General features: G+C 38.3%; 29 protein-coding genes. 8 read left to right on the top strand and 21 right to left on the bottom strand.

All coding sequences use genetic code 11. The features are described from left to right. Positions 1 to 5: 5 nt before the first annotated feature. The 5 genes from ACOZIR_RS10515 to ACOZIR_RS10495 form a co-directional block, all read right to left on the bottom strand. Positions 6 to 956: a sugar-binding transcriptional regulator gene (locus ACOZIR_RS10515; protein ID WP_045292257.1), complete on the bottom strand. Its 951-nt coding sequence runs from the start codon at positions 954 to 956 to the stop codon at positions 6 to 8. Positions 957 to 1,088: 132 nt separating this feature from the next. Next, complete coding sequence (locus ACOZIR_RS10510) at positions 1,089 to 2,063, bottom strand: HNH endonuclease (RefSeq protein ID WP_045292259.1); 975 nt, start codon at positions 2,061 to 2,063, stop codon at positions 1,089 to 1,091. 38 nt (positions 2,064 to 2,101) lie between these two features. After that, positions 2,102 to 2,428 (bottom strand): nucleoside triphosphate pyrophosphohydrolase, encoded by a 327-nt coding sequence (locus tag ACOZIR_RS10505; RefSeq protein WP_045292260.1) that lies wholly within the window; start codon positions 2,426 to 2,428, stop codon positions 2,102 to 2,104. A gap of 365 nt (positions 2,429 to 2,793) precedes the next feature. Continuing rightward, positions 2,794 to 3,105 (bottom strand): hypothetical protein, encoded by a 312-nt coding sequence (locus ACOZIR_RS10500; RefSeq protein ID WP_013057484.1) that lies wholly within the window; start codon positions 3,103 to 3,105, stop codon positions 2,794 to 2,796. 305 nt (positions 3,106 to 3,410) lie between these two features. After that, positions 3,411 to 3,599: a hypothetical protein gene (locus ACOZIR_RS10495; protein WP_225049418.1), complete on the bottom strand. Its 189-nt coding sequence runs from the start codon at positions 3,597 to 3,599 to the stop codon at positions 3,411 to 3,413. Positions 3,600 to 4,065: 466 nt separating this feature from the next. Here ACOZIR_RS10495 and plsY point away from each other — a divergent pair, with 466 nt between their 5' ends. Beyond that, positions 4,066 to 4,653, top strand: coding sequence for a glycerol-3-phosphate 1-O-acyltransferase PlsY (gene plsY / locus ACOZIR_RS10490; protein WP_045292261.1), 588 nt, complete (start codon positions 4,066 to 4,068; stop codon positions 4,651 to 4,653). Between the two features lie 180 nt (positions 4,654 to 4,833). Here the strand turns inward: plsY and ACOZIR_RS10485 are convergent, their stop codons facing one another. Together ACOZIR_RS10485 and ACOZIR_RS10480 are read right to left on the bottom strand one after the other, a co-directional pair. After that, entirely contained in the window at positions 4,834 to 5,511 is a 678-nt protein-coding gene (locus tag ACOZIR_RS10485) for a DUF1129 family protein (RefSeq protein ID WP_045292264.1), read from the bottom strand. Beyond that, positions 5,501 to 5,839, bottom strand: coding sequence for a PadR family transcriptional regulator (locus tag ACOZIR_RS10480; RefSeq protein WP_028408974.1), 339 nt, complete (start codon positions 5,837 to 5,839; stop codon positions 5,501 to 5,503). Before ACOZIR_RS10480 ends, ACOZIR_RS10485 begins: the two co-directional genes overlap by 11 nt. Before the next feature lie 252 nt (positions 5,840 to 6,091). Between ACOZIR_RS10480 and htpX the strand changes: the two genes are divergently transcribed. After that, on the top strand, positions 6,092 to 6,964 hold the full coding sequence (gene htpX / locus ACOZIR_RS10475; protein WP_045292267.1) for a protease HtpX: 873 nt from the start codon (positions 6,092 to 6,094) through the stop codon (positions 6,962 to 6,964). 43 nt (positions 6,965 to 7,007) lie between these two features. On the opposite strand, the gene ACOZIR_RS10470 is transcribed toward htpX, so the two are convergent. After that, entirely contained in the window at positions 7,008 to 7,994 is a 987-nt protein-coding gene (locus ACOZIR_RS10470; RefSeq protein ID WP_045292269.1) for an MBL fold metallo-hydrolase, read from the bottom strand. 308 nt (positions 7,995 to 8,302) lie between these two features. Between ACOZIR_RS10470 and ACOZIR_RS10465 the strand changes: the two genes are divergently transcribed. Then, a complete protein-coding gene (locus ACOZIR_RS10465; RefSeq protein ID WP_014459650.1) occupies positions 8,303 to 8,626 on the top strand; it encodes a YnfA family protein in 324 nt (107 codons plus the stop codon). An 82-nt stretch (positions 8,627 to 8,708) separates the two neighbouring features. On the opposite strand, the gene ACOZIR_RS10460 is transcribed toward ACOZIR_RS10465, so the two are convergent. The 3 genes from ACOZIR_RS10460 to ACOZIR_RS10450 all read right to left on the bottom strand — a co-directional run bounded on the left by ACOZIR_RS10460 (position 8,709) and on the right by ACOZIR_RS10450 (position 11,852). After that, positions 8,709 to 9,992: an ABC transporter substrate-binding protein gene (locus ACOZIR_RS10460; protein ID WP_045292271.1), complete on the bottom strand. Its 1,284-nt coding sequence runs from the start codon at positions 9,990 to 9,992 to the stop codon at positions 8,709 to 8,711. Between the two features lie 70 nt (positions 9,993 to 10,062). Next, entirely contained in the window at positions 10,063 to 10,890 is an 828-nt protein-coding gene (locus ACOZIR_RS10455; RefSeq protein ID WP_013057493.1) for a carbohydrate ABC transporter permease, read from the bottom strand. After that, on the bottom strand, positions 10,890 to 11,852 hold the full coding sequence (locus ACOZIR_RS10450; RefSeq protein ID WP_013057494.1) for a carbohydrate ABC transporter permease: 963 nt from the start codon (positions 11,850 to 11,852) through the stop codon (positions 10,890 to 10,892). Before ACOZIR_RS10450 ends, ACOZIR_RS10455 begins: the two co-directional genes overlap by 1 nt. A gap of 224 nt (positions 11,853 to 12,076) precedes the next feature. Here ACOZIR_RS10450 and ACOZIR_RS10445 point away from each other — a divergent pair, with 224 nt between their 5' ends. Beyond that, positions 12,077 to 12,925 carry an SDR family oxidoreductase gene (locus tag ACOZIR_RS10445; RefSeq protein ID WP_045292273.1) on the top strand — a complete coding sequence of 283 codons (849 nt, stop codon included), beginning with the start codon at positions 12,077 to 12,079 and terminating at the stop codon, positions 12,923 to 12,925. Positions 12,926 to 12,985: 60 nt separating this feature from the next. Here the strand turns inward: ACOZIR_RS10445 and ACOZIR_RS10440 are convergent, their stop codons facing one another. From ACOZIR_RS10440 to ACOZIR_RS10410, 7 genes are all read right to left on the bottom strand, one after another. Then, complete coding sequence (locus ACOZIR_RS10440) at positions 12,986 to 14,317, bottom strand: TIGR00366 family protein (RefSeq protein ID WP_045292275.1); 1,332 nt, start codon at positions 14,315 to 14,317, stop codon at positions 12,986 to 12,988. A gap of 127 nt (positions 14,318 to 14,444) precedes the next feature. After that, positions 14,445 to 14,930 (bottom strand): GNAT family N-acetyltransferase, encoded by a 486-nt coding sequence (locus tag ACOZIR_RS10435; RefSeq protein WP_034651113.1) that lies wholly within the window; start codon positions 14,928 to 14,930, stop codon positions 14,445 to 14,447. 104 nt (positions 14,931 to 15,034) lie between these two features. Then, complete coding sequence (locus ACOZIR_RS10430; RefSeq protein WP_045292277.1) at positions 15,035 to 15,268, bottom strand: hypothetical protein; 234 nt, start codon at positions 15,266 to 15,268, stop codon at positions 15,035 to 15,037. Positions 15,269 to 15,369: 101 nt separating this feature from the next. Continuing rightward, on the bottom strand, positions 15,370 to 15,555 hold the full coding sequence (locus ACOZIR_RS10425; RefSeq protein WP_045292278.1) for a DUF4083 family protein: 186 nt from the start codon (positions 15,553 to 15,555) through the stop codon (positions 15,370 to 15,372). Positions 15,556 to 15,647: 92 nt separating this feature from the next. Continuing rightward, positions 15,648 to 16,754 (bottom strand): CapA family protein, encoded by a 1,107-nt coding sequence (locus ACOZIR_RS10420; protein ID WP_045292279.1) that lies wholly within the window; start codon positions 16,752 to 16,754, stop codon positions 15,648 to 15,650. Positions 16,755 to 17,067: 313 nt separating this feature from the next. After that, positions 17,068 to 18,312: a YeeE/YedE family protein gene (locus ACOZIR_RS10415; protein WP_045292280.1), complete on the bottom strand. Its 1,245-nt coding sequence runs from the start codon at positions 18,310 to 18,312 to the stop codon at positions 17,068 to 17,070. Between the two features lie 172 nt (positions 18,313 to 18,484). After that, positions 18,485 to 19,522 carry an EAL domain-containing protein gene (locus tag ACOZIR_RS10410; protein ID WP_421535566.1) on the bottom strand — a complete coding sequence of 346 codons (1,038 nt, stop codon included), beginning with the start codon at positions 19,520 to 19,522 and terminating at the stop codon, positions 18,485 to 18,487. Between the two features lie 198 nt (positions 19,523 to 19,720). Between ACOZIR_RS10410 and ACOZIR_RS10405 the strand changes: the two genes are divergently transcribed. Continuing rightward, a complete protein-coding gene (locus tag ACOZIR_RS10405; RefSeq protein WP_045292281.1) occupies positions 19,721 to 20,053 on the top strand; it encodes a hypothetical protein in 333 nt (110 codons plus the stop codon). A 36-nt stretch (positions 20,054 to 20,089) separates the two neighbouring features. On the opposite strand, the gene ACOZIR_RS10400 is transcribed toward ACOZIR_RS10405, so the two are convergent. Then, positions 20,090 to 21,262, bottom strand: a complete 1,173-nt coding sequence (locus ACOZIR_RS10400; RefSeq protein ID WP_045292283.1) for an iron-containing alcohol dehydrogenase — start codon at positions 21,260 to 21,262, stop codon at positions 20,090 to 20,092. A gap of 85 nt (positions 21,263 to 21,347) precedes the next feature. After that, the gene (locus ACOZIR_RS10395) at positions 21,348 to 22,238 is read right to left on the bottom strand and encodes a LysR family transcriptional regulator (protein WP_045292284.1); all 891 of its coding nucleotides are present in this window, start codon (positions 22,236 to 22,238) and stop codon (positions 21,348 to 21,350) included. Positions 22,239 to 22,454: 216 nt separating this feature from the next. Between ACOZIR_RS10395 and ACOZIR_RS10390 the strand changes: the two genes are divergently transcribed. Further along, positions 22,455 to 22,601, top strand: coding sequence for a hypothetical protein (locus ACOZIR_RS10390; protein ID WP_169746664.1), 147 nt, complete (start codon positions 22,455 to 22,457; stop codon positions 22,599 to 22,601). Between the two features lie 167 nt (positions 22,602 to 22,768). Beyond that, complete coding sequence (locus ACOZIR_RS10385) at positions 22,769 to 23,680, top strand: DMT family transporter (RefSeq protein WP_045292285.1); 912 nt, start codon at positions 22,769 to 22,771, stop codon at positions 23,678 to 23,680. A gap of 201 nt (positions 23,681 to 23,881) precedes the next feature. Here ACOZIR_RS10385 and ACOZIR_RS10380 read toward each other — a convergent pair whose 3' ends face one another. Further along, positions 23,882 to 25,114, bottom strand: a complete 1,233-nt coding sequence (locus ACOZIR_RS10380) for an MFS transporter (protein ID WP_045292286.1) — start codon at positions 25,112 to 25,114, stop codon at positions 23,882 to 23,884. Between the two features lie 129 nt (positions 25,115 to 25,243). Between ACOZIR_RS10380 and ACOZIR_RS10375 the strand changes: the two genes are divergently transcribed. Beyond that, positions 25,244 to 25,645, top strand: coding sequence for a hypothetical protein (locus ACOZIR_RS10375; RefSeq protein WP_045292288.1), 402 nt, complete (start codon positions 25,244 to 25,246; stop codon positions 25,643 to 25,645). Positions 25,646 to 25,675: the final 30 nt, after the last annotated feature.

Raw genomic sequence — 25,675 nt, 5'->3', positions numbered from 1 at the left:
CTCCTTTACTCTTGTTTATCTAATAAAAAGCGCGCCGTGAACTGATCCGTAACGAGCACATTTGCAAATTTCCCTTGCAGCGCTCCGTAAATGCTGTCGATTTTCTGATCTCCGCCGGCTACTAAAATGGCGTACTCTTTCTTCTTCAGCTCTTCCAAATCAAGTCCAAGCGTCCGTTCGTCCAGGCTTTCATTGCAAATTTGTCCATCTTTATCAAAAAAACGTGAACAAATGTCTCCTACTGCTCGGGAGGAAATCATCTCTACATCTTGTTCGGAAAAGTAGCCAAGCTGAAAAAGCAGCGAATCGGTTTTAATGGGTCCCGTAGTAAAGACGGCAATGTTGGCTTGCTTGCCTAAATCTAAAATGCGCTTAATATGACGGTCCGTTTCCATTGCTTTTTTGACTACCACATGATCGACAATCACAGGCAGAGGAAGATGCATAGGAGGCGTGTTGTATGCCTTTCCAAATAAGTACATAATTTCAGAAGCATATGTGCTCGTTTCCGAATGGCTTACTCCGCCTTTTAACTGCACAACCTGCACGTCATTCACATACTTTTGTTTTAAATCGATGGCCACTTGATAAAGAGTTGTTCCCCACGTCACCCCAATAATATCTCCATCTTTTACGATGTCATAGAGATAGTCAGCCGCTGCCACGCCTAGATGACTTTTAATAATGTGATTTTCATATTGAGGCACCGGTGTGACGATTGCTTTTTTTAGATTGAATTTATGTTCAAGCTGAGAAGACAATTTTTCACTATTGATAGATGAATCCACAATTTTAATTTGAACAATGCCTTCTTCTTTTGCTGTCTGCAGCAATCGAGAAACCGTAGGCCTTGATACACCAAGCTTTTTTGCAATTTCACTTTGATTATAATCAAGAATATAATACATCCTTGCCGCTTCAATCACCTTATTAAATTTCTCTTGATCCATCTCCATCGACTTGTTCTCCCTTACCTCGTGAATTTCTTATCCCAATTTTACCAAACTTATGTCTTTAGTTTACTTGTTTGGTGAACAAAATTTCAAGAGGGGATTTTGTAACTGAGATGAAAAGAGAAATACTCGGGTTTAAGGAGACCAGTTTTCTACGTATCCATTCATTCCAGCATACTTATAAAGAGATTCTAACTTACGCTCCGAATAATAGTTAAAATCATTGTGAACTGCTGTTAATTTAAGATTCTCATTACGAACAAACATCTTCTCAAGGTATAAGCTCTTAGCAAGTTTATTGCTCTTTTTTGTGTTGCAACTTTGACAGCTTAACACCAAATTCCACATATTATCTGATTGGATATAACTCCATGGAATAAAATGATCTACATGCGTAGCGATGCGTTTAGCAGAAAGAACTTTCCCACAATAAAAACATTCTTTTGTTTCATATTTCCAAAGTATATTATAGAATGCATGCAGCGATTCGCGTTTTGATATATTTTCCACTTTCAACAAGACATCTTCCAACTTATTTTTGTCATTATGCTTTTCTAAAAATTTTGCCAAATGATAATTGGTTAAATGAGTAACAATTTGTCTATATTTTTGTAAAAAAATATACATACTGCTATTAAACTTTATGTATTCTGTTCTTTTATCAAACTCATAAATAGAACCTTCCATATCTCCGTATAACGCCCCTACTACATACCTTGCCCCCACTTTTTTAGTTCTTTCTACTAACTGCAATTGAAGATTACTTGGCAAACGATCAAATACTACTTTATTGGGGACACCATGCATTAACTGAAATTCCTTTAACTCTTTTTGAATTCCAGCTTGTCTATTGGACGTATTTAATTGATTTAAATCATGATGAATAACCAAATTCCAATATATTTTAGCAAATGAAAAATACACTTGATCAAACGTGAGGACTAACTGATTGTCAACGTTATATAGGTTTTCAATTAAAGCCTTCAGTAAACCGTATTTATAGGTTGTGGTAAAGTGACCATTAGCGAAAAATTGATTAATGACCTTCCAAATTTCTTGTTCTGTTAAATAAGCTTTTTTTATTTCTCCTACTTTTAAATTAAAACTCACCTTCCAACGCTCACTCCCTCCACTATTGGACCACCAAACTACGCTTCCTCTGTTTCCACTAAATAAATCCGATCATCAAACTTCCCGCGCTCCTTGGCCTTCTCCTCACGCACTTTCTCCAGCTGCTCTGGCGTTGCTCCGTGCACAGCTGCTAGCGCGTGCATCACTTCCAGTAAATCTGCGAGTTCTTCAATGGCCTCTTGATGCGTTGGGGCTTCTATGTATTCTCGAAGCTCTTCTTTTGCTTTTTTTATCAGCTCATTTTGATATTCCTCTCGCTGCAGCACGCGTGATTTGAAGGTTTTTCCGCTTTGTTCAATAATCGTAGGAATTTTATCTCGCACTAGCTTGTTATAAGTAGGCATTATTTTTTCCTCCATCTCTTACCTTTCTAGTAAACTAGTATCTTTCAAATTCTGCTTGATTTCCGTTAAACACATTTAAATCAATAAACGTTTCTTTACCTTTATAGCCGCTGACACTCATTGCATTTGGAATTACCCAGCCTATACTCCATAGTAAAAATATAAAGCTTACAAGAGCGGCTAATATAACTCCTGCGGCAAGAAATCTGTTCTTCTTTTGATTTGCTTTATCTATTGTGTTTACCCCCTTTTTTTGGAAAATACTTCTAATATTCTAACATAAAAAGGATTTTCCAAAACAAGAGAGCATACAGGTCTTTGTTAATAAATACAAAAAACCACCTAAAAATCAGGCGGCTCTTCTTTTATGCTGCGTCTTCAGACGGCTCGTTATCTTTGGCTGCTTCTATCAGTAAAAAAATAGCCGTTAAAATATGCATGATCATGCCGACAACCGGAATCCACGCGATAGCTGAACAGACAATTCCCATGATATGCCCTGTCCGAACTTTGTTTGTTTTAATCGCAAATACTAAACCTACGATATGCAATGCAAGCATTAGAATAAGCGGCGTATAGGCTAGGCTTATAACCAAGGTGCCACCTAGAAGTGGAATCCCCCAAAGGGCCTCCAATCCTCCGCTGACCCATTTCAATATACGACTTGCTTTTCCCATTGTATCCTCCCCCTTTGTCTTCAATGTATGCACAGAAGTTTTGTTTCTGAACGTTTGTATATGAAAAAAGTGGCAAAAATACGCGCGTTAAAAATAAGCTTATAGTCCCGAATGAAAATAAGTTTTTATGTAGAAATAGTTTAATAGTGAAAAATGAATGAGAAGAAAAGGGTCGTTTTACATGTAATAACGAGGAGGTCTTCGTAAAGAGAACGAAGTAAACATCAACAAAAAAGCCGAACTCAAAATGTAAGCTCGGCTTTTTCTTCTATACCAAATAAAAGTATTATAAAATGTTTTTAGTATTAGTGTTCTCGACTCTTCTCAAATTTTTCAACAGCCTCAAAATCAAGCTCGGCTGATATCCAATCGCCTTTTTCCGGGAATTCTAGATTTCGAACGACTATTTTATTCGGCACCTTTTTTTCTAAAATTTTCGCCTGGCAGTTTTTGTACATAACTACTTCTCGTTCTTTGATATCTGTCCACAACAAGTGCAGAACCCCTTTCAACTTTAAGAAGTTAATATTTCGAAACACTGTTTTACATTTTATTATATTTTTTTTGATTTGTTAATTTTTTTGTCTTGTTTTTCATAAAAAAATGATCAAAACGCTTTTTTCTACTACAATATACCCAAAATATCTTTTAACCTTTAAATATTTATGTTATATTTTTAAAATTGTATTACAAGTTTTTTGTTTTTGCCTTTTCGTTTCTCCTCTGTTCTTCTTTTTACATATTTATAATAGACATATCAATCTATACTAATACGTATTAAGGTTTAAAAGTTCAAAAATATCTTAACATACTAAAAAGCATTGGGTTGTCCCACTAGAAAGTCAATCGAATTTACAAAAACTCCACCGAAAAAACTAGAAGCCTTTAGCCATACAAAAGACTGCTTTTACCGCATGTATATTTTAATGAATACTAACAACACAATTTGAGGTGCCAATAATGAACGTATTAACAAACGCTATAATTATCTTATTAGCTTATTTAATTGGGTCAATTCCTTTTGCTTTAGTGATTGGAAAGGGCTTTTACAAAACCGATGTTCGCAAGCACGGAAGCGGTAACTTAGGAGCCACTAACACCTTTCGTACTTTAGGAAAGAAAGCAGGTATTATAGTATTGATCGGCGATATAGCAAAAGGCTCGCTAGCTGTCTGTTTACCGCTTATGATGAATAGTCACTTGCATATGCTTGTCCCTGGGTTTATCGCTATTCTCGGACATAGTTATCCGATTTTTGCAAAGTTTAAAGGAGGAAAATCTGTAGCGACTGCCGCTGGTGTATTCCTTGCATTTTCACCATTAGCTTTCATTCTAGGGATTCTTGCTTTTTTAATTTCTCTCAAAATTTCTAAATACGTATCCTTATCTTCACCTATTGGCGCATTGGTTGCCTTTTTAGCATCAATCTATGTAGGTGATGTAATATTAATGGTATTTGCAGCTATTATTTTTATTTTCATTACGTGGAAGCACATAAAGAACTTTAAACGCATTAAGTTAGGTACAGAGCCTAAGGTTAATTTTTAAACGTCATGAAGTTATTGACTAGTAATCTTTAAATATGTTTACCAAAAAGGTGTTCATGAGTTGAACACCTTTTTTTATTATTTTAGTACGCCTTGTCCCAAGATAGACGTAAATTATGAAATTTCTTAAAAAATGCTCTTGATTATAGACTAAACAATACATTTTGCCGCTTCCTATATCTCATTTTGTAATTTGATATTTACTATTTAACCACCTTAAAACGATGAGTGTTACGGCACCAGCAGCTAAATATAAGAAGCCTCCACCTTCTATTACATAGCCAAAAGGTGGAATAAGCTTTGGTAAAAAAACCATCCCTGCAAGAGAAATAAAAATTAAGACAAAGAGTAGAAAAAAGTCCTTAATCTTATTCGTAATTTTGTAAACAGATTTTTGTATCCATTTTAAAAGCAGAAAAACATCAAGAGAAATAATAGCTGCAACAATAACAAAAGTGACGATTGCTGTTCCGATATAAACAGTCTGGCTGCTATCCTTAACATAATGTACAACGATATTTCCTATCCCGCTTACTATAGCCATCAAGCTTGCTAGCTGTAACAATAAAAAGCTTATAAAAAAAGCAGTGCTTTTTAAGGGTTCTTTAGGTAACTGTTTAATCATTTCATCACAGTACGTCTTAAGGTTCTCTCCAAACACCTCTTCAGCACGCTTCCCTTCCGCTTGTGCATCAATAAGGTGATCTAAAAGCTCCATCAATAACTCTTCAGCCTGCTGTTCAGAAACTGACACACTCGTTCGAATGTAAACAAGCATATTATCATAGTACTCTTCATTTTCCTTGGTCAGCTCTTTTCGCTTCTTATTATTTAATTTAATTAATTCCTTAGCGTTCATCGTAAAAACTCCTATTCAACAATTTATTTACAGGGTTTTGAATGTTGATCCATTCCTCTTGGATTTCACATAATGCGCTCTCACCAGATGCCGTAAGATGATAGTACTTTCGTTTAGGACCCGAAGGCGATGCTTTCATTTCTCCCTTTATTAATCCCTCCTTTTGAAGACGTAGTAAAATTGGGTAAATCGAACCTTCACTCACATCATTTAATCCATATTGTTGAAGCTTCTGGGATAGCTCATAGCCATAAACCGTTTCTTTTTGAATGATTGATAAGATACACCCTTCTAAAATTCCTTTTAACAATTGACTTCTCAAAGACATATCGATTTCTTCCTTTTCACTATCTTGTTATACAAGATACATTTTTAAAGTAAAGCTACCTTGCAAGACAAGATAGCTTTACATCACTCATAATAACCTATTTATGGTAAGTATTCAACCATTTATTTACTTTTTTTATTAAACCACTTAACCATAGTAATCTTTTTAGTAAATTTGAATAAATAAATGAAACCTTTCCTCTCTACTAACCGTATACCTATCATGCACGTATTAGTTAAAGGAGGAAGACTTGTGCTAAAACGAATTTCACTGTTTATTTTCGTTAATATTTTAGTATTAATCACAATCACAACGATTACATCTTTATTAGGTGTTCAAAGCTATATGGGAAGCAGCGGTTACGGCGGCCTGCTGGCATTTAGCGTCATTGCCGGCTTCAGCGGCGCGATTATTTCTCTTATGATGTCACGCTTAATGGCAAAGTGGATGATGGGTGTTCAAGTTATTGATGAACGTTCCCCTCAAGGTGAATATGAACGATTTGTTTTAGAAGAAACTCACCGACTTGCATCTGTGGCAGGATTAAGAAAAATGCCTCAGGTCGGAATTTATCATTCAGCGGAAGTTAACGCGTTTGCAACGGGGCCAAGTAAAAGACGCTCGCTTGTTGCCGTTTCAAGCGGAATGCTTGAACGAATGGACCGCGATGCCATCAGCGGCGTTATCGCTCATGAAATAGCGCATATTAAAAGCGGTGATATGGTCACAACTACGCTACTGCAAGGAGTATTAAACACATTCGTTATTTTCTTCTCTCGTTTAGTAGCCAAAGCGGTGTCAAACTTTGTGCGAGAAGAGTTTGCGATGGTTGTCTATTTCCTTACATCGATTGTATTTGAGATTCTCTTTAGTATCTTAAGCAGCCCAATTATTTTCTGGCATTCAAGAAGACGGGAATTCAAAGCCGATGAGCTTGCTGCTAAACTCGGCGGCAAGGAAAAAATGATTTATGCGTTAGAATCGCTTCGTCATACTACTTCATTAGTAGATGACCGTCAAAAATCAATTGCCGCTTTTAAAATTAGCGGTAAAGAAAAATTCTCACGCTTATTTTCTACTCACCCGCCGCTTGAAAAACGCATTGAGCGCTTGCATTCACTATAAGCAAAAGGAAACCAGCTTCTGTAAAGAAGCTGGTTTTGTTATGTTATGACTGATGAGCAAGCACGCGTGTAGCTTCCCACAGCAAGACGCCTTCTTCATTTTTTGTTAATTCAACGTAGCCTTCTTTCTTTAAATACGTAAGCTGGCCGTACACTTCTGAGAAAATAAAGTCAGGTGCTTTTTGATACATATCCGGAAAAAAAGCAGCGCTGACTTCAAGCGTTGTTTTCTTTCCTTTCCCCATCGCTTGTAACACGCGCAGCGCCCATTTATGCTGCTTTTGAATACGTTCCATAATTAAAGAATGAATGTCACTAAGCGGTTCACCATGTCCGCTATAAATCAAATCAATGTCGTAGTTCAACGTTTTTTCAAGAGACGCCAAGTAGTCCAATAGCGGCGTTGGCTTAGGGTTTTGAATGGTTGGTTCTAAATACGGGTTTGACGGGACTTTTGGCAAAATATGATCTCCGCCAAACGCGACCTTTTCTTTGCGATTGTAAAACATTAGCTGACTCAAAGAATGTCCCGGTGCTTCAATCACTTCCCACTCACTCGCATACGGAAGTGTATCTCCTTCTTTTAAATAACCCGTTAGCTTCTGACCTTTAGGTGAATATACTTGAATTGCAGCCGTTGCTTTACGAAGCCATTTTCCCATTACATCATCACTAACTCCAAACTCCATAAGAAAATTACGATATAACTCATTATGCTGCTGAACAAACTCTTCATCTTGGTAAATCCAAGGCTCCACAAGCTTATGACCGTAAACAGGTATATCACTCGGCAGCCATTCTAAAAATCCAGTGTGATCCGGATGCTGATGAGTCAGAATAACTTGTTCAATATCTGTTACTTTATATCCTTCTTTACGTAGTGCCTCTTCAAAAACGTCCCACGCTTCTTTTGTTTTCATACCTGCATCAATTAACGTTAACTTGTCTGCTTTTAATAAAAACACATTCACTGGTCCAATTGGAAATGGTGTAGGCAGCTCAATGCGTATCACTTTATGATCTAAACTCATTTTACCAAACCCCTATATCTGCATTCTTTTTACTTTTTTATACTGTTAAACGTCTTATTCTTTTAGATAGTCTATTTCCTGCTAACTTCTACTTGTAAAAGTACGCTGAGCAGCAGTCATTACATAGCTCTTTGTACTCGTACAAACATTTTATATAAACTCATACTATTAATAGTTTAGCAGGTTTGAAGACAAATTGATAAAGGAATGCTTTCCAGTGTACTTATTTAAAGCAAACGAAAAGTTCATCAAATGAAAAAAGTAAGATAGAATAAAGAGACGAAATGATGATATAAGGAGTATAGGTTATGATTAAAGCAATTTTTCTTTTTATCTTAGCGGGCCTTGCTGAAATTGGCGGAGGCTATCTGATTTGGCAGTGGCTGCGCGAAGGAGCTTCGAGCTGGTTAGGGCTTCTGGGCGGTATTGCTTTGGTGCTGTACGGCGTTATTGCTACGTGGCAGTCGTTCCCCGACTTTGGACGTGTATATGCAGCTTACGGCGGTATTTTTATTGTTTTAAGCCTGTTTTGGGCGTGGTGGGTTGATAAAAAAATGCCCGATACATACGATTGGATTGGCGGACTTGTGTGTCTGATTGGCGTAGCGGTTATGCTTTGGCCAAGAAGTTAAGTGATAACACAGAAAGCGGCAGAACCCATAGATTCTGCCGCCTTTTATTTTTTATATAGATACAGTTATGTTGTCTTTTCAATTACTTCAACTCAGCCCATCTTTTATCTAGTGATTTTAACAGCTCATCTTCAGATGTTTGGCCGCCGATGTATTCTTGTACATCCGCTCCAAATTTTTGCGTTACGCCTTCAGGGAATTTTGTCCACTCCCAAGGAAGCGTTTTTTGATCCTTTGAATATTTAAGAAGCTCTTCACCTAAAGGTCCGATGTCTTTTGCTTCAATTGACTTAAAGGCTGGAATGTACTTGAAGTCTTCTACTAGCGCTTTTTGACCTTCTTTAGATGTAACCATCCAGTTTAAGAAGTCTTTTGCCGCTTTTTTATCTGCCGCTGGTGCTTGTTTGTGAATAACCCAGTTGCTTGGAACGTCGATTGCAAGCTTGTCAGATACAGCTGCATCATCGCTTAACGGCATAGGTAGAATACCTACATCCATGTTCGGCGTAATTTTATCAAGCATTGGCTGAATCCAGTTTCCTTGCTGAATCATCGCTGCTTCACCGGTCGCAAATTTCGTTACTTGCGTGTTGTAGTCCGTCGTTAACGGATTTTTGTTTCCATATTTCACTGTTAAATCAAGCAGCTTTACATACTGTTTGAACTGCTCGTTTCCTGCAATTTTCGTACTGCCGTCATTTAATCCTTTAATAAATGCATCCGGATCTTTTTGACTGGCAAATGGAATGTTTAAGCCGTGGTTTCCAAGCACCCACCACTCGCCGTAGCCGATAGAAAATGGCGTAATGCCGGCAGCTTTTAGCTTTTTAGCCGCTGCTTCTAATTCTGAATATGTTTTTGGAAGTTCTTTAATGCCTGCTTTTTTGAACAGTTTTTTGTTATATGTAAATCCATAGCCTTCGAGACTGATCGGCTGTCCATATACTTTACCGTCCATCGTAATTGGTGTAAGTGTGTTTTCGTATGCGTCATCAATCCAAGGCTGATCCGATAAATCTTCTAATTTATTTTTCCACGTTTTCGCCTCTTGATATCCGCCGTTTGTGAAAAGGTCAGGTGCATTTCCCGACGCAAACTGCGCTTTTAAAGCTGCTGCACCGTCAGCTCCTCCACCAACCGTTTGGATATTAAACTTTACGTTTGGATGTTCTTTCGTATATTGATCAGTTAGAGCTTTTAGCTGGTCTGCAATTTCTACTTTTCCTTGAAATACATCTACTACTACTTGATCTCCGCCGCTTTTTTTATTACCAGATGCGCTTTCGTTTGAACATGCGGTTGAAAATAAAAGCGTAGCCGATAAAACACCTACTGCTAAAGGCCACTTTTTCATTTTGAATGCCATTTTCTGTTCCTCCCTATTTGCTGCCGGTTTTGACGCCTCAGCCTCAAAACCAGCCCTGTTGCCGCTTCTATTATTTAATTGAACCGCTTGTAATTCCTTTAACAATGTGTTTTTGCATTGCAAAGAAGAAGATTAATAGCGGGATAATACTGATTACAAGTGCTGCTAGTGCTAAATCCCACTGCTTTGTATACTGACCAAAGAAGAAGAATGTCGCAAGCGGAATCGTTCTTAGCTCAGGATCTTGCAGAACAAGAGACGGAAGTAAGAAGTCATTCCAAATCCACAGGCTGTTTAAGATAACGACGGTTACTGTAATTGGCTTTAATAACGGGAATACAATTCTCCAAAATACGCCTAGACGTGAGCATCCGTCGATGATTGCCGCTTCTTCTAGCTCGACTGGAATTCCTTTAATAAATCCGTGGTATAAGAAGATCGTCATACCCGAACCGAAACCTAAGTACATGATCACAATACCCCAAATACTGTTTAACAGATTTAAGTTTCCTGCTACTTTTACAAGAGGAATCATAATAGATTGAAACGGAATAACCATTGCTGCTACGAATGCCATAAAGATAATGCTGCTGATTTTTTTCTTTGTTCGAACCAGCATGTAAGCTGCCATTGAACAGAAGATTACTAGAACTGCGTTACTGATAACCGTAATGATTAACGAGTTGCTAAGCACTTTTAAGTAATTCATTTGGTTGAATGCATTGACAAAGTTTTGAAACTGAATCGTTGTCGGCAGCGCCGATGTGTTTGATAAAATTTCTGCAAATGACTTCAGTGAGTTTGAAAGCACGTAATAAAATGGAACCAAGAACACCAGTCCAAGCAGGACCGCTAAAATTTCAACAATAAAGGTTTTGCTCGTATATTTGTTTCCCATTACGATTCAACCTCCTTCTTCTTGGTGTATGTTACTTGAATAATTGTAATCGCTGCTACGACGATGAAGAAAATTAAGGCTTTTGCTTCACCTAGACCGTATCTGTTATTCACGAATGCTTCTGTATAAATGTTAAGCGCTAACATTTCTGTTGATTTGAATGGACCACCGTTTGTTAATGATAAGTTGACATCAAATACTTTGAATGACCATGAAATCGTTAAGAATAAACAAACCGTTACTGCCGGTGCTACCATTGGAATTGTGATGTGACGAAGAATTTGCCATCTGCTTGCTCCGTCAATTTTTGCTGCTTCAATTAGCTCTTGCGGTACGTTTTGCAGTGCTGCTGTGTAAATAAGCATGATATAGCCTGCTCCTTGCCATACACTTACAATCACGATGCCCCAAAATGCTGTTTTTGCGTCTCCCAACCAAGGAAGTTCAAAAAGAGAAATCCCCGTGATTTGTCCGATAGATGCAAATCCCTTTACAAAAATGAACTGCCATACAAATCCTAGTAAAAGTCCGCCAATTAAATTCGGCATAAAGAAAACCGTACGTAAAATGTTTCGTGTTTTTAACATTTGAGTAACAAGGATCGCTAACACGAATCCGACCACGTTCGTTAAGATAATCGCAACGACCGTATATTTTGTTGTGATCCAAAACGACTGCTGAAACTGCTTATCTTCGGTGAACAAGTACTTAAAGTTATCAAGTCCCACCCAGTTAATCGTGCCGTTTACTCCGTTCCAGTCTGTAAATGAGTAATAAATCCCTGTAAAAAATGGTATAAGTACAATCACACAAAACGCTAAAAGTGCGGGCCCTACAAATAGAGCAAATAAACCTACATTTTTCAAATTTTTACGTTTTTTCGTATTAATGGATGGTTCTCTTTTAAGTTCTTGCTCTAAAGGAACATATTCTGTCTCCTGTAATTTACTTTGGCTATTCATCTTACTAGCACCTCCCTATGTCTTATTTTAACGAAATCCGTTATTTATGAAACCGCTTTAATTGACGAGTAGGGTGTAAAATATTGACCTTTGTGCAACATTTTCTCCCCTGTGCACATTTCACGCATTTTTTAAAATTATGCATGAAAGAAAAGCTAGAAGTGGACGACGTATCTTCTTATCTTATACACTAGAAAAAAGATGTAGTTGGGAGGAACATACGCATGACAGCCAAACGAGCGTTAATTACGGGTGCCAATTCTGGAATGGGCCTGGCCACAACGATTGAACTAGCTAAAAAAGGATTCGAAGTCATTATGGTATGCCGAAATGAAGAAAGAGGAAATACGGCTTTAGAAGAAGCGAAGCGTCAAAGCGGATCGGATTCTATATCTCTTATGACATGTGACCTAGGTTCTCTTGACAGTATCCGGGCTTTCAGTGAAGACTTTACGTCTCGCTACAGTGTACTTGATGTGCTGATTAATAACGCAGGCGTGGTAACAATTAAGCGGGAAACAACACAAGATGGATTTGAAATGATGCTTGGTGTCAATCATTTGGGTCACTTTTTATTAACTAATTTACTTTTAGATCCGCTGAAAAAATCTCAGCAAGGACGCATTATAAACGTTGGGTCCGGTGCTCATAAAGCTGGAAAAATAGACTTCAGCAACCCTCACTTAACAACAGGATTCGGAATATGGCGAGGATACTCTCAGTCTAAATTAGCGAATAATTTATTTACGGTCCATTTAAGTAAAAAGCTAAAAGATACTTCTGTAACCGTAAATTGCCTACACCCCGGTGCAGTCTCTACCGCTATCGGCGTTAATCGTCAAACGGGTTTTGGAAAAAGCGTTCACGCCTTGCTTCGCCCTTTCTTTTTAACACCTCTTGAAGGTGCCGAAACAGCTATTTATTTAGCAGACAGTCCTGAAGTGACGCATATTAGCGGCGCTTACTTTTATAAAAAACGCGTTACACCCCCTTCTTCAAGAGCAAAAAATGAACGGCTTGCAGAAGAATTCTGGAACTGGAGTGCACGCGAAGTTGGCTTAGAAAGTAGATAGATACGCTTAGGAAAGAAGAAAGTAATGAAAAAGGTCAGCTTTTCAGCTGACCTTTTCGTATTAGAAAAACGTTAGTCCTATAGCAAAAATAAAGCCTGATACAATTAAGGTCGTCACGCAGTAGCCCATTATATCGCGTGCTCCGAGCCCTGCGATAGCTAGTGCAGGCAGTGCCCAAAACGGCTGAGCCATATTCATCCAGGCTTCTCCGTAAGCAATGGCCATTGCGGCGACTCCCGGATCTACGCCGAGCTGTTCAGCTGCCGGCATAATAAAAGGTCCTTGGACAACCCAGTGTCCTCCTCCCGACGGAACAAAAAAGTTCACAACGCCGGAACTTAAAAACGCGAGAAATGGAAATGTCGTTTCATTTGAAATCGAGATAAAGGCATTTGTTAGCTTACCGCCTAGGCCTGATAGCTCCATCATGCCTTGAATACCTGCGTAGAATGGAAATTGAATCACAATCCCAGCGGTTCCTTTCGCGGCATTAGAAACGGCATTCATATAGGATAAAGGCGTGCGGTGAAGCAAAATACCCGTCGTAAAAAACAATAAATTCACTGTGTTAATATCCATTTTAAAACCGTTTGCAGCAAAATAATAAATTAAATATGAATACCCAAGAAGCGCAATTGTTAGACTTAAAAACCTGCTGTTCTCCATGCGTACAGCAAATGTTGGCTTAGAAGAAGTTGTCTCAACAACTGTAGCCGGAGCCATTTCATCTTCTGCCAATAGTCTTGGATCAATTTCTACCACTTCTTTTCCCGTCGGCATCATCAGTCTTGTCATAATAGGAAGGACAATTAATAATCCGAGAGTAATAAATAAGTTGTACCCTGTAAAAATCGTGTCTGACAGCGGAATAAGTCCAGCCGTTTTTTCCATTGGGTTTCCAGGTGTAGCAGCGACAAGAGGAATCGAACCTGACAAGCCTCCGTGCCATGTTAAAAACCCTATGTAAGCACAGGCAATTAAAAACCGATAATCAGATCCCGGCACGCGTTTCGCTACTTCTTTCGCAAACAGCGCACCTACAATTAAGCCAAACCCCCAGTTAATCATACAGGCCATAGCTGCGCCGAGCGTGACCAGAATTACCCCTTGCGCCGGAGTTTTGGCTAACAGTGCTATGTTCACAAGCCACTTTTTTACAAGCGGCGAGCTGGCAAGCGCATGCCCTGTGACAAGCACTAAGCTCATTTGCATCGCAAATGCTAGGAGATTCCAAAAACCGCTTCCCCAAAACTGAACCATCTCAATCGGCCCGTGAGGAGTAAAAACAATACCTGATACAAATAAAATCAGCGTCAAGATTAAAGCAAATACAAACGGATCAGGTAAAAAGCGCTGCACAAGCGCCGTAAAGAAATTAGATAACGCTTTCATTTTACTCCTCCTTTACAGGAATACTCCTGTGAATAAATGTCGACAAGCATCTTTAATTATACATAATTTGTTGAAAATTGTTAATATTTAGTTTAAATAAAAAACCCTTCTGTTTTTCAGAAAGGTTTTACACACTAAAGGTTTGAATAAGAGTTGGCTCTCCGTCAAGTTCAATTTTCTTTTCTTGAAAGGAAATATGTAAGCTTTCATAAATATGTTTCCAAAATGAAATAGCTCGCTTATTGCCTGCAAGCTCAATAATCATATACGTTCCTTTTCGATGAGAGAAAATGTCTTTTACCGTTTTGGAAGCAATGCCCTGCCCTCGGTATTTGTTTAAAATAAAAAAATCATTGATGCAGTAATCTGCTTCTTGCTGAAGTGCGGGCTGTTCAAGAAGTAAAAAAAAGCCCGTCAGCTTATCATCTACTTTAATAAAGTATGGCGAGAGGCCTTCTACTTTCCAAAACAGCGGCAGCTCTTCAAAGTGGAAAGCTCCATCTTCGCGAATATCTAAAGAAGGCGTATACGCAGATAAATCGTGGAGATAAAGAGAATACAAATTTTGCAAAACGCCCGCTTGGCTTTTAGGTACTTTTTCAATCGTAAGCATTCTTAGTTCATCTCCTTCTTTTCCTATCATAAGGGTTTTTTCTGAAAGTTTACAGTAAAAATGTTTGAGGCAAAGTGAAGATGGATAGTCAAAAGGCTCTTTTTTCATCTTGTAGATGTATGAAACGCAATAAAAAAACGATCATCTCCGGTACTGTACACTCCGTCTGATAATCGTTTTTTATGTTTTGTGTGCTGGTGCTGAAGTTTTTCCTGCTTTGTTTTGGTTTTGCGCGTTTCCATGTCTGCAAATACAAACAGACTGCGGTTTAATTCTGGATTTCGCTTTCCTTCACGCGTCATTTTATCACGCATTTTTTTTGCTTTTGACTTTGCCATGTAACGTTCCTCCCTATATAAACGATGTATACATATCTTACTGCTTTTTTATAAATTGTCAAGTGCAGAAGCACTGATGTGTTAACAGTACTTCTGTATAGTCATGACTCTTTATTTTTCAGCATATCATCTAATTTTTGTTCCATTCTCTGAAGCCTTTTTTCATTTACTCCCTGCTTTTGAATCAATCTTTTTAAGCCTATAATAAATGCGATAATAACTCCTGCTCCTCCTATAAGGATCAGCAGCATAAGAATTTGAAAAATAATATCACCTATATTAACCATAGTTCCACCTTTAATCTATTTTTTTACATTATATCATTTATTTGGATGTATATCGCTTTATTTTATAAAAAAAGCTCTCAGTGCTGAGAGCTTCATTTACTATCTTCATCATAAACCGTCCACTTTTCCTGTTTGATTTGATTGGAAACATCAATCAGTTTATTTTTCACCCGGTTCTTCTCTGCTCCTGTTAAAGGCGTAGGTCGGTAGTCGTTTCGCGCCGTTGTGGAAGAAATACGGAATGGAATGACGTTGATGTCTTTATTCGTCGTTAGCTTTCCATCTTTAATCGTAAACGTCTGCTGAAATACAAATGTGTCCTTATCACTTGGATTTTTGTTTCCGCCAAACATAAAGTTTCCTAAGCTATAGACAATAAATTTATTTTTGTATTCTTCAATTCCTTGAACAACGTGAGGGTGATGACCTAAAATCAAATCTGCTCCGTTATCAATTGTATACTTCGCCAATGCTTGCTGCGCTGTATCAGGAACATAGTGTCGCTCAGATCCCCAGTGGAAATGCACAATGATAATTTTGGCACCTTTCTCTTTTAAAGACTTAATTCCGTCTTTAATCTGACTTCTTATTTCTTTTGTATCATCCCAGCCCGGATATCCAAGCAATCCTACTTTGACTCCTTTTACCGTTGTGATATATGTATCTTCATAGCCAAAATAGCCTATTCCGCTTTTCTTTAAGTTTTCTCGTGTATCATCATATCCTTGCTGTAAATAATCATGCGTATGATTATTAGCTAAGTTAACGGTTTCAATACTTCCTTGTTTTAAAATATTCACAAAAGAAGGATCGCCTTTAAAACGAAATGTTTTACTTGCTTTTTCGGTCGCTGTTGTCAGCGTTGTTTCTAAATTAACCGTTGTTAAGTCATCTTGCTCAAAGATCGATTTTACATTTTGCGTAAAATACGGCAGGCCATTTCTTGCCGCTACGTCGTTAAAGGTAGAATCGTACCCAAAGCTTTCATCGTTTCCTAAGGTAAAATCTCCCGCTGCGCTAACTTTAATGGTTGTATTGATTGCGTCTTTTTTCTCTTTTTTACTCGCTTCTTCTTTAGACTTTACTGTTTCTTCTTTTTTCTGCGGCTCAGAAGAGGTTTGTTCTCCCGCTCCTCCGCACGCTCCCAATAAAAAACACAAACTTCCATAAATAACAGCTTTTTTTAAATACTTGTTCATGTAACGTTAAAACCCCTTTTTACGTTTTGATAACTGTGTCTGGACTTGGTGTTTACTGCTTATTTCGCCAAATACATACAATTCTCCTGTTATATCGGCAAAATAAGTGAAATTTTTATAAAAAAAGGAAATTTTTATATTCTTTTTGGGTTAGAACAAGAGTTTTTGACTAAAAGAAAAGTAGCGCAAACGCTGCGGAGAAAACTGATGAACTGTACTAAACTTCAAGTGATTCACAAAATAGCAGAGCGATTCCAAACATCAACTAAAATAAAAACCTCCTTTGCTCATGCAAAGAAGGTTTTATCTAAACTTAACAAATCGAATCATTAGATTTAGGGTTTTTGAGTCCAAATAACGGGCGGATAAATAGTGCTAAGCCTGTGCCAAGCATCGCCATAACCATCCATACCCATCCGTGAAGACTAAATGAAGCAATGCCGCCAAAGTAAGCGCCGATGTTACAGCCAAAGGCAAGTCGAGCACCATATCCCATTAAAAGGCCCCCAACAACAGCTGCTCCTGCAACGCCGGGTTTAATCTTTCCTGGTTTGAACGTTCCTTGCGCCGTCGCTGAAATGAAAGCGCCTAGGATGATCCCAAAATTCAACACGCTAGTAGAGTCTGCTAGCACACTTTGCGTTAGCGCTTCTCCATTTGCTCCTTGGAAAAATCCCCAGCTTGATACATCTATCCCAGCTGCCATCATTGCTTTTCCGCCCCATAAAGCAAAGGCAGAAGTAATACCCCAAGGATTTCCTCTTACAGCAAGCGTAAATGCATTTAATACAGCCAGCACAGCCGCTGCGGTGAATAGAGGCCAAGAGCCGCGAATGATCTTTTTCCACCCTTTTGTCGTAGGAAGCTGCTTCATCATAGGCGGATTTTTCTTTTTGGCAATTTGAATCGTAATCCAGTAAATCGCTGCAAACGCGATAAGCTGTACAATCCAAGCACCAAAATAACCAAGGCCTGTCGATTCAGCTAATGAAATAGGAGGAAGCGAAGGTTGTTTTTGCCAAAATGGCAAATGATACGCCCCGAACATAGAGCCTACAATAAAAGCTAAAAGCGTTAAAATCATGGAAGAAGAGCCACCGCCTAACGAATACAGCGTTCCTGAGGCACATCCATTTCCTAGCTGCATGCCAATTCCAAACATAAACGAACCAACTATCACGCTGACTCCTACAGGTGAAACATATCCTTTTGGCGTTACCCCTGTAAAGCTAAAGCCTGTACTTAAAATAATAGCAAACAGCGTTGACGCAATCGCTAGCATAAGCATATGCGCTTGCAAGCCTTGAACGTTGCCGACAGATACGAGTCGGCGAAATGCTGATGTAAAGCCAAAACGTGCGTACAGAAGCGTCATTCCCAGTGCTAGACCGATAGTAAATAACACACCTTGCGTCCAATCAGTCGTTAGCACAATCGCTAGAAGTAAAATAACCGCTGCTATAACCCCTCCTGCAAATAACGGCTTTTGCATAGGGCTTAATTCTGTTACAACAGTAGTTGGCTTTGATTTATATGATGAGTGCAACGTTTGTGCCACATCATCCACTCCTTTTCTGATAGAAATACTAAGAATTAATATTTATCATCTTATAGCACTTCCCTTTCTCTGTAAACTATTTAGCAAAATGAAAGTGAATTGTTTATTTTTTGAGTATTCTTACTTTCATTCATACAAAAAGCAGAAGTTTCTGTTCTTCTGCTTTTCGCTGCTAAACGTAAATAGAATGAATCTCTTTTAACGGTTTAGGATTAGGCTTTGCAAAATAATACCCTTGAAACAAATCATACCCCATCTCTATCAGGCATTTTAAATCTTCTTCTGTTTCTACCCCTTCTGCAAGAGCCTGCGCCCCCATTCTATGGGTGATAGCTAACATCTCTTGAGCCACTTTTTTCTGTTTCTCATTCTTACTGACTCCGTTTGTGAATTCAAATGCTAATTTCACGACGTCAGGCTCCACTTCTAAAAGCCGATTCAGCGTATTATAGCCAACTCCTACGTCATCTAAAGCATATTTAAATCCGTGGGAGCGATAATAATTCAAAATGTTTTTCAAATGCTCAATATCTTGAACATCCTCCGTTTCAATCACTTCAAATACAATTTGCTCGGGCTTTATATTCAATTCTTTAATTAATGTAAATGTAGATGCTAAGCAATGCTCAGGGTTATATATTGCTGTAGGAATAAAGTTGATAAAAATCAGCTGATGATCAATAATACTAGCATTTTTTACAGCTTCTAAGCGGCAGGCTCGGTCAAGAGCGAAGGTTTTATTTCTTATTTGAGCAGCTTCAAACATTTTAAAAGGAGGTATAATACTTCCGTCTTCTTCTAATCCTCTTGATAAAATTTCGTGGCCAACGATATGCACGCGTTCATGATCAACCGATACAATCGGCTGATAATACGAGCAAATTCGCTTGTCTTCAATCAGCTCATCAATCCACAAGGCATCTTTCATTTTTTGGAAAGCGATGATTGGCTCCATGCGCGGCAGGTTTTCAAACGGGGTCCGCTGCTTGGCTTCTACAGCCCGCACATGCCGAGGGTCTAAATGCTGATGAACATAATCCATAAAACTCCAAAAGGTATCTTCTCTCATCCAGAACATATCTTCTCCAAGACTCTTCCATTGATTTTGAGAAATATCTTTAAAGTATTTTTCCAATTCCTTTACATCGTTTGATTTCTGAAAAGAAACCGTATATCCTGTCCTAATTGGCAGACACGCGTCGCAGCCCATAGCTCATCTTCTCCCTCATTTATCATCAGGTTTTTGTATGTATACATGTATAGTTCTAGGAACTATACCACTTTTAAGAAATTTGCAAACCCTATTTTCCCTTTAAAATAGAATGCATCAAAAAGTTTTGGTAAAATGATAGACGGCTTTTATTGTCTAGATTATACGAAGAACTTGCTATAAGGAAGTGAATGATTCATGAGCAAAAACCGTTTTACTAAGTGGTTTCTATTGTCTTTAACACTCTTCGCCTTAAGTACCGGAGTAATGTATTATATGCTGTATATATCGTACTGGGCGTATTCTATCAAGCTGTTTTTAATCGTGGTGCCGCTCTTTACATTATTATCGGTTGCTTTTGGTTCGTTGGTAATCGTTCATGAGCGCAAAAGAAAACGCGTATTTCAGCTGCAAAATGAAGGAGGCATTCCCAAAAATACGTTTATTCAAGGCTTTTCCGAAATAACGGTAGGAGCAGGCTGCATCTTGCTGTGCTTTTTTCTCTTTCTTTATTTTCTAATGGATTATTAAGTACATATAAAAAAGACGAGCAGGCAGCTCGTCTTTTTATTTGGATCTTTCTAGAATATCTCGAACGCTTGCATAATCAAGCTCTTTATAAATACCAACACCTGGTTTTACAAACGTCTTTTCAACAATAGCATCAAATTCAGAATCATCAATATCATAGTCACGCAAACAGTTCGGGGCTCCTAAGTCATTCCAGAAAGTACGGAGCGCTTTTGCACCTTCCATTGCTGTTTCTTCATCGCTTTTTCCTTCTGGATTGATGCCAAATACGTTTACAGCCAGTTGTTTTACACGAGAAGGATCTTCTTTTAACACATGCTCTAGCCAATTAGGGAACAAGATAGCAAGGCCGCCTCCGTGGGGAATATCATACACGGCCGACAGAGCATGTTCAATACGATGAGTAGCCCAGTCTCCTCCATCCGCTCCGTTTGCTAAGCTTCCGTTAAACGCCGTCGTGCTGATATACATCATTGTTTCACGATACTGATAAGAACTAAGGTCTTCAAGAAGCTTAGGACCTTCTTGTACAGCCGTTCTTAGCAATGATTCAATAAAGCCATCGATCATCGGCGTATTTCCTGTGCGATGAAAATAGTGTTCAAGCGCATGCGACATACTGTCGACAATTCCATAGACGGTTTGGTCGCGCGGCACTGAAAACGTGTACGCCGGATCTAAGATAGAAAAGACGGGAAATACGTGAGAAGACGTCCATCCTAGCTTTTCTTTTGTTTCCCAATTTGTAATGACAGAAGTTGAATTCATTTCAGATCCTGTTGCCGCAAGTGTTAAGACCGTTCCAAAAGGAAGAGCACCTGTAATCTCTTTTTTACGTGTAATTAAGTCCCATGTATTCCCTTCATACACGGCTCCAGCTGCGATAGCTTTTGTACAATCGATCACGCTTCCTCCCCCAACGGCTAAGAGAAAATCAATGTTTTCTTTTTTACATATGTCAACGCCTTTAGCAACCGTAGTCAAACGAGGGTTCGGTTCTACACCAGACAGCTCGTGAACAACTGCGTTAATAGACTGAAGTTCAGCTTTCACTTCGTCGTATACCCCATTTCGTTTGATACTTCCTCCACCGTATACTAACAGAACGTTTACTTGTTTTTGATAAGAAGCAAGCTCTTGCGATAGTTTCGTAATTTGATTTTTTCCAAAGTATAATTTTGTAGGATTGTGCTGCAAAAATATATTCATGTTCTACACCTCTAGTTTTCATTTCTTATAAAAAGTGTAGCACGAAAGCAGCTTCATCATTATTGAAGATTCTCTATATCTATTATCAATATTTTTGATAACCTTCTTGTATAAGTGAAATAAATTGTTGAATAGGTGCTGTCAGCCATTTTTTCTTTTTAAATATGAGCTGTGAATAAAGATAAAATTCTTCATGATCAACCGGGATTTTAATCAATTTTCCGCTTTCAATCTCTTGTTTTACCGCTATTTCTGGTACAAGAGCAATACCTAAATTATCCGCTACGCACTGTTTAATCGCTTCAAGACTGCTAAATGAAATCACCGATTGCATATGAATACCTCTGCTGCGCATCATCTCTTCTAAAAGCGTACGATAAGGGCAGCCTCTCTCCGTTAAAATGATGGTTTCCCCTTCAAACTCTTCCATTACAACGTTGTTTTTTTCACTAAAAGAATGAGAAGGCGAAGCAATCATAACCATGTTTTCTTTTCGAATAGGAATCACTTCTAAATTTGAAGAGGTTTGAAGGCGATCAAGCAAAACGGCTACGTCATACTTTCCGTCAATAATTCCTTGTGTTAAATTTGGACATAAACCCGCTTCTAGCATAATCTTTAGAGAAGGGTGCTGCTTTTTTAATTCCCTAATATACGGTGTAATAAAATAAGCGGCCAACGACTCCACGGTCCCTATCGAAACCGTGCCTCTTGCATCTTCGTTCGTAGTAAGACGCTCTTTTGCTTCATTTAATAACTCAGTTACTTGATTCACATAATAAAGCAATTCTTCACCAGGCTGAGTCAGCTTCATTTTTTGTCCTGTTCGTTCAAATAGTTTTTGACCGTAATGACCCTCTAATTTTTTTATATGAGTGGTAACGCTTGACTGAGCATACCCTAATTCCTCACCCGTTCGTGTATAGCTCCCCCACTTCGCTACTTCTTTGAATGTATATAAATAGTTAATATCCATATGCTGCTCCTTATGTGCTGCTGTTTTGTTTCGTTATCCATATGCTAAAGCTGTTCTTAATCAGAACCTATACGTAAATAGAATCAAAGTACAGTATAAGCGAACTCGTTTTGCCAAGCAATTTTATAGTCCCTAAAGATTCTTTTTATTTCAGGCAATTACACCGTTTTTTGTTCATAGAATTTAAAAAAACTATAAAAAGAAAGGGTGTATGTTGTGATAGATTATAAAGAAGTGCTCTATAAAGGAAAACGCTTTGTACTGATTCACGTATATGATTCAGGATACTGTGAAATTCGACCGGTTAATCATTCTTTTAAAGTGGAACTTGTACGGTTAGATGAGGTAGAAGAATGCGGATAACCGCGGTGAACGCAGCCAATGCAGCTGCGTTTTTGTTTGTATTATAAACAAGTGGATGAGATAAAAATAGCTGAATTGGCTGGCCTTTTACACAATTTCTTCCTGTATACTTTGTAACTAAGGATATCCGCACTTATTTAATTTATATATTTACCTGAGGTGATGACATGAAAAAAGGCTGGCTGGAATGGATATTATTATCCGTTGCGTTAATTTGGGGAGCCAATTATACAATCGGAAAATTTGGAGTTGCTCATATGTCTTCCATCCAATTTAGCGCGCTGCGTTTTATAATGGTTGCTCCTATTCTTTTACTTATTACAGGAATCATAGAGCGAGGCATTCGTATCGAAAAAAAAGACTGGGGACGTTTAATAGCGGTCAGTATAGTAGGGGTTACGCTCTATCAAACGCTGTTTATGGTATCCGTTAAGTATACGACAGCTACTAATGCTTCTTTACTTATTTCGATGTCTCCTATTTTCACAGGAATCTTAGCTATATTATATAAGCATGAAGCTTTTTCATTAAAAACGCAGCTAGGCTCTGTGCTTGCTTTTTTCGGGGCTGCGTTTGTACTGCTGTTTGGTCACTCTAGTCATGCGCTGTCGCAGCTTGCATGGTTTGGAAACATCATGGGGATTGTAGCGGCCATTGCGTGGGGCTGGTATCCAATTTTAGCAAAACCTTTAGTCGTAAAATATTCTGCTTTACGCGTGACTGCCTGGTCTGCTTTAATCGGAGCTATTCCGCTTACTGTCTACTGTCTTTTCACCTATCAAACGCTTATCTGGCCAACAGATATAGGCAGCTGGAGCTCTCTGGCATACTCTGTTCTGTTCGTGACGGTGTACGGGCTGGTAATGTGGTATGTAGGAATTGGAAAAATTGGATCTACAAAAGTAATGGTTTACATGTATGTCATTCCTTTGTTCGCCGTTGTTTTTGCTGCTGTAGCCATTGGAGAAACCATCAATTCCATGCAGCTGCTTGGAGGACTTATTATTTTTAGCGGTTTGTATATTGTTAAAAAAAGCCCTGCTCCTAAAACAGCTCTCAAACTTAAAAAAGCAAACTAAAATTAGTAGCGGATGCGGAGAAATTGCTAAAAGCTATTTTAATAGTAAATCCACACTATAGATGACAGCGAATAACGCTCAGGCTTTTCCTGAGCGTTATTCTTATGAAATTTTACTGATCTAATTGAATAAAACGATTGTTAGCTTCATTTAACAACTCTTTTATATCATGCTCCCCAAGGTACGTTAGCCTGATGATCTTCATATATTCTCTCTCCGTTCAACAGGTGATTTTGTTTCGACAGACTGCTTGTTATGAACTAATACTGCAATACCTATGAGAGACGTTACCAGCAATAGGAAGCTTGCAAATAGATATACAAACCTCACCCCAAAGAAGTCGGCTACTGTACCTACAAACGCGATAGAAAGAATAAACGCACCCTGTACAAGAGTTGATTTTGCCGCTATTACTTTAGGAAGCATCCCATTGCTGCAGATATTTTGATAAATGGTTTCCTGAGCTACATCTCGAAGCTGATAGGCAGGACCCATCATTATCAAAAGTATTAAAGCTAGATACGGGTTCGTTACTAGACCATAAAAACCGGTTAAAACAGCATAACCAATTGAGCCTGCGAACATAAGAAGCAAAAGCCTTCCTTTTACTATAGAAGACATTCGATACACGATAATTCCTCCGACTATGCTTCCGACATAATATGCACCGTTTATATATCCCCACCATGCTTCTCCTTTTCCAAGCACTTCTTTCACAAAAGAAAGAGTAATAGCTCCAATCCAAATGGTTCCAACGAGTGATTCAATTATGTCCATTATAACGAGTGCTCTGATGCGTTTATGTATCCATAAAAAACGCCATCCTTCCATCAGCTTTACCACGCTTCGCTTTTCTGGTTGCTTGTGCGTATGGGCTTCTTTTATAAACAATAAGCAAACAAACGAGAACAATAAAAGACCTGCCGTTATAAATAGAGAATAAGTGACCCCCGTTAAAGACAAAACGAAACCACCAAGGGACCACCCTGCAAATAGAAAGGTTTGGTCAATTGTTGAAAGCAAACTGTTCGCCTGCATTCTTTGGCTATCACTTACTAAGCTGCGGACAACCGACGTTTTGAAAATGAAAAAAAAGCCGTTAAAAAAAGAAATGATCCCAACAATGACAAAACACATCGCTAGTACTGTGACTGTAAATTCTTGTGTGAATAGCATATACAATCCAGCGAGCATTCCTATTTGTATAACCTGTACAGCCCGCATAATATGAATAGATTTATATGTATCGGCTAGTAAAGGTACGCTAAGGCCACTAAGGAAGCGAGCAAGTAAGCTCGTCATTGTAATCATTGATGCAAGAGCTGTTGAACCAGTGTTGTGATTTATATAGGAAGTGAGGGCCATTGTATAAAGAACAAAACCTACATTTGTGGTTACTTGACTTGCTGCTAAAAAATAAAAACGCTGAGTCAATTTTTTCTCCTTTCTGTTAGACGTAACATGTAAAGGGATAATACTTTTTTGTTAATTTTTCCCTTTTTAAACTATAACACTATTTGACGAAATCCAAAACTATCTATAATTTAGTAGATGGAGGTTTTTATGTTTAAATATAGTTTTCTTATTGTTCTTATCGCTTTTTTACTTATTAACTTTAACGGTCAGGAAAATCAAATTGTAGGAGGCAAAATAAAAAAGGAACGAAGTGAGGTTTTCTTTGGCGAATACGACAGCTTTACGGGCCGCTACTCCAGGAGTATTAAACTCAAAAAAGGCGTAACCTACGCTTTTACGCTATCTAAAAACACCAAAAGCGGAGACCTGTCCCTGTACGTAGAAGATCCAAAACAGACACGTTTTTTTGAAATGACTAATAACTCTCTTTATTTAACACCTGAAAAAACGAGGAGATATCGTATTAATTTTGTAGGCTCTGAGCATAAAGGCTCTTTTCAGCTTTACTGGAAAAGCAGTAATCAAAAAGAGAGCGAAAGATTTGTGTAATACCGTTTTAGACAACGTTTAAACGAGGAG

The sequence above is a fragment of the Priestia sp. D3YE.R1 genome, from assembly GCF_049199565.1.
GTDB classification, from domain to species: Bacteria; Bacillota; Bacilli; order Bacillales; family Bacillaceae_H; genus Priestia; species Priestia aryabhattai.
Note: the sequence above shows the minus strand (reverse complement) of the source record. Positions and strands in the feature narration are given on the sequence as shown.

Coding starts and splice junctions, on each gene's coding strand:
- ACOZIR_RS10395 (WP_045292284.1), bottom strand. CDS start 22,238: ATGGATATTAACTATTTATATACATTCAAAGAAGTAGCGAAGTGGGGG.
- ACOZIR_RS10385 (WP_045292285.1), top strand. CDS start 22,769: ATGAAAAAAGGCTGGCTGGAATGGATATTATTATCCGTTGCGTTAATT.
- ACOZIR_RS10440 (WP_045292275.1), bottom strand. CDS start 14,317: ATGAAAGCGTTATCTAATTTCTTTACGGCGCTTGTGCAGCGCTTTTTA.
- plsY (WP_045292261.1), top strand. CDS start 4,066: ATGAACGTATTAACAAACGCTATAATTATCTTATTAGCTTATTTAATT.
- ACOZIR_RS10505 (WP_045292260.1), bottom strand. CDS start 2,428: ATGCCTACTTATAACAAGCTAGTGCGAGATAAAATTCCTACGATTATT.
- ACOZIR_RS10430 (WP_045292277.1), bottom strand. CDS start 15,268: ATGGCAAAGTCAAAAGCAAAAAAAATGCGTGATAAAATGACGCGTGAA.
- ACOZIR_RS10450 (WP_013057494.1), bottom strand. CDS start 11,852: ATGAATAGCCAAAGTAAATTACAGGAGACAGAATATGTTCCTTTAGAG.
- ACOZIR_RS10435 (WP_034651113.1), bottom strand. CDS start 14,930: ATGCTTACGATTGAAAAAGTACCTAAAAGCCAAGCGGGCGTTTTGCAA.
- ACOZIR_RS10460 (WP_045292271.1), bottom strand. CDS start 9,992: ATGGCATTCAAAATGAAAAAGTGGCCTTTAGCAGTAGGTGTTTTATCG.
- ACOZIR_RS10455 (WP_013057493.1), bottom strand. CDS start 10,890: ATGGGAAACAAATATACGAGCAAAACCTTTATTGTTGAAATTTTAGCG.
- ACOZIR_RS10515 (WP_045292257.1), bottom strand. CDS start 956: ATGGAGATGGATCAAGAGAAATTTAATAAGGTGATTGAAGCGGCAAGG.
- ACOZIR_RS10405 (WP_045292281.1), top strand. CDS start 19,721: ATGAGCAAAAACCGTTTTACTAAGTGGTTTCTATTGTCTTTAACACTC.
- ACOZIR_RS10400 (WP_045292283.1), bottom strand. CDS start 21,262: ATGAATATATTTTTGCAGCACAATCCTACAAAATTATACTTTGGAAAA.
- ACOZIR_RS10420 (WP_045292279.1), bottom strand. CDS start 16,754: ATGAACAAGTATTTAAAAAAAGCTGTTATTTATGGAAGTTTGTGTTTT.
- ACOZIR_RS10445 (WP_045292273.1), top strand. CDS start 12,077: ATGACAGCCAAACGAGCGTTAATTACGGGTGCCAATTCTGGAATGGGC.
- ACOZIR_RS10485 (WP_045292264.1), bottom strand. CDS start 5,511: ATGAACGCTAAGGAATTAATTAAATTAAATAATAAGAAGCGAAAAGAG.
- ACOZIR_RS10500 (WP_013057484.1), bottom strand. CDS start 3,105: ATGGGAAAAGCAAGTCGTATATTGAAATGGGTCAGCGGAGGATTGGAG.
- ACOZIR_RS10375 (WP_045292288.1), top strand. CDS start 25,244: ATGTTTAAATATAGTTTTCTTATTGTTCTTATCGCTTTTTTACTTATT.
- ACOZIR_RS10410 (WP_421535566.1), bottom strand. CDS start 19,522: ATGGGCTGCGACGCGTGTCTGCCAATTAGGACAGGATATACGGTTTCT.
- ACOZIR_RS10470 (WP_045292269.1), bottom strand. CDS start 7,994: ATGAGTTTAGATCATAAAGTGATACGCATTGAGCTGCCTACACCATTT.
- ACOZIR_RS10465 (WP_014459650.1), top strand. CDS start 8,303: ATGATTAAAGCAATTTTTCTTTTTATCTTAGCGGGCCTTGCTGAAATT.
- ACOZIR_RS10425 (WP_045292278.1), bottom strand. CDS start 15,555: ATGGTTAATATAGGTGATATTATTTTTCAAATTCTTATGCTGCTGATC.
- ACOZIR_RS10480 (WP_028408974.1), bottom strand. CDS start 5,839: ATGTCTTTGAGAAGTCAATTGTTAAAAGGAATTTTAGAAGGGTGTATC.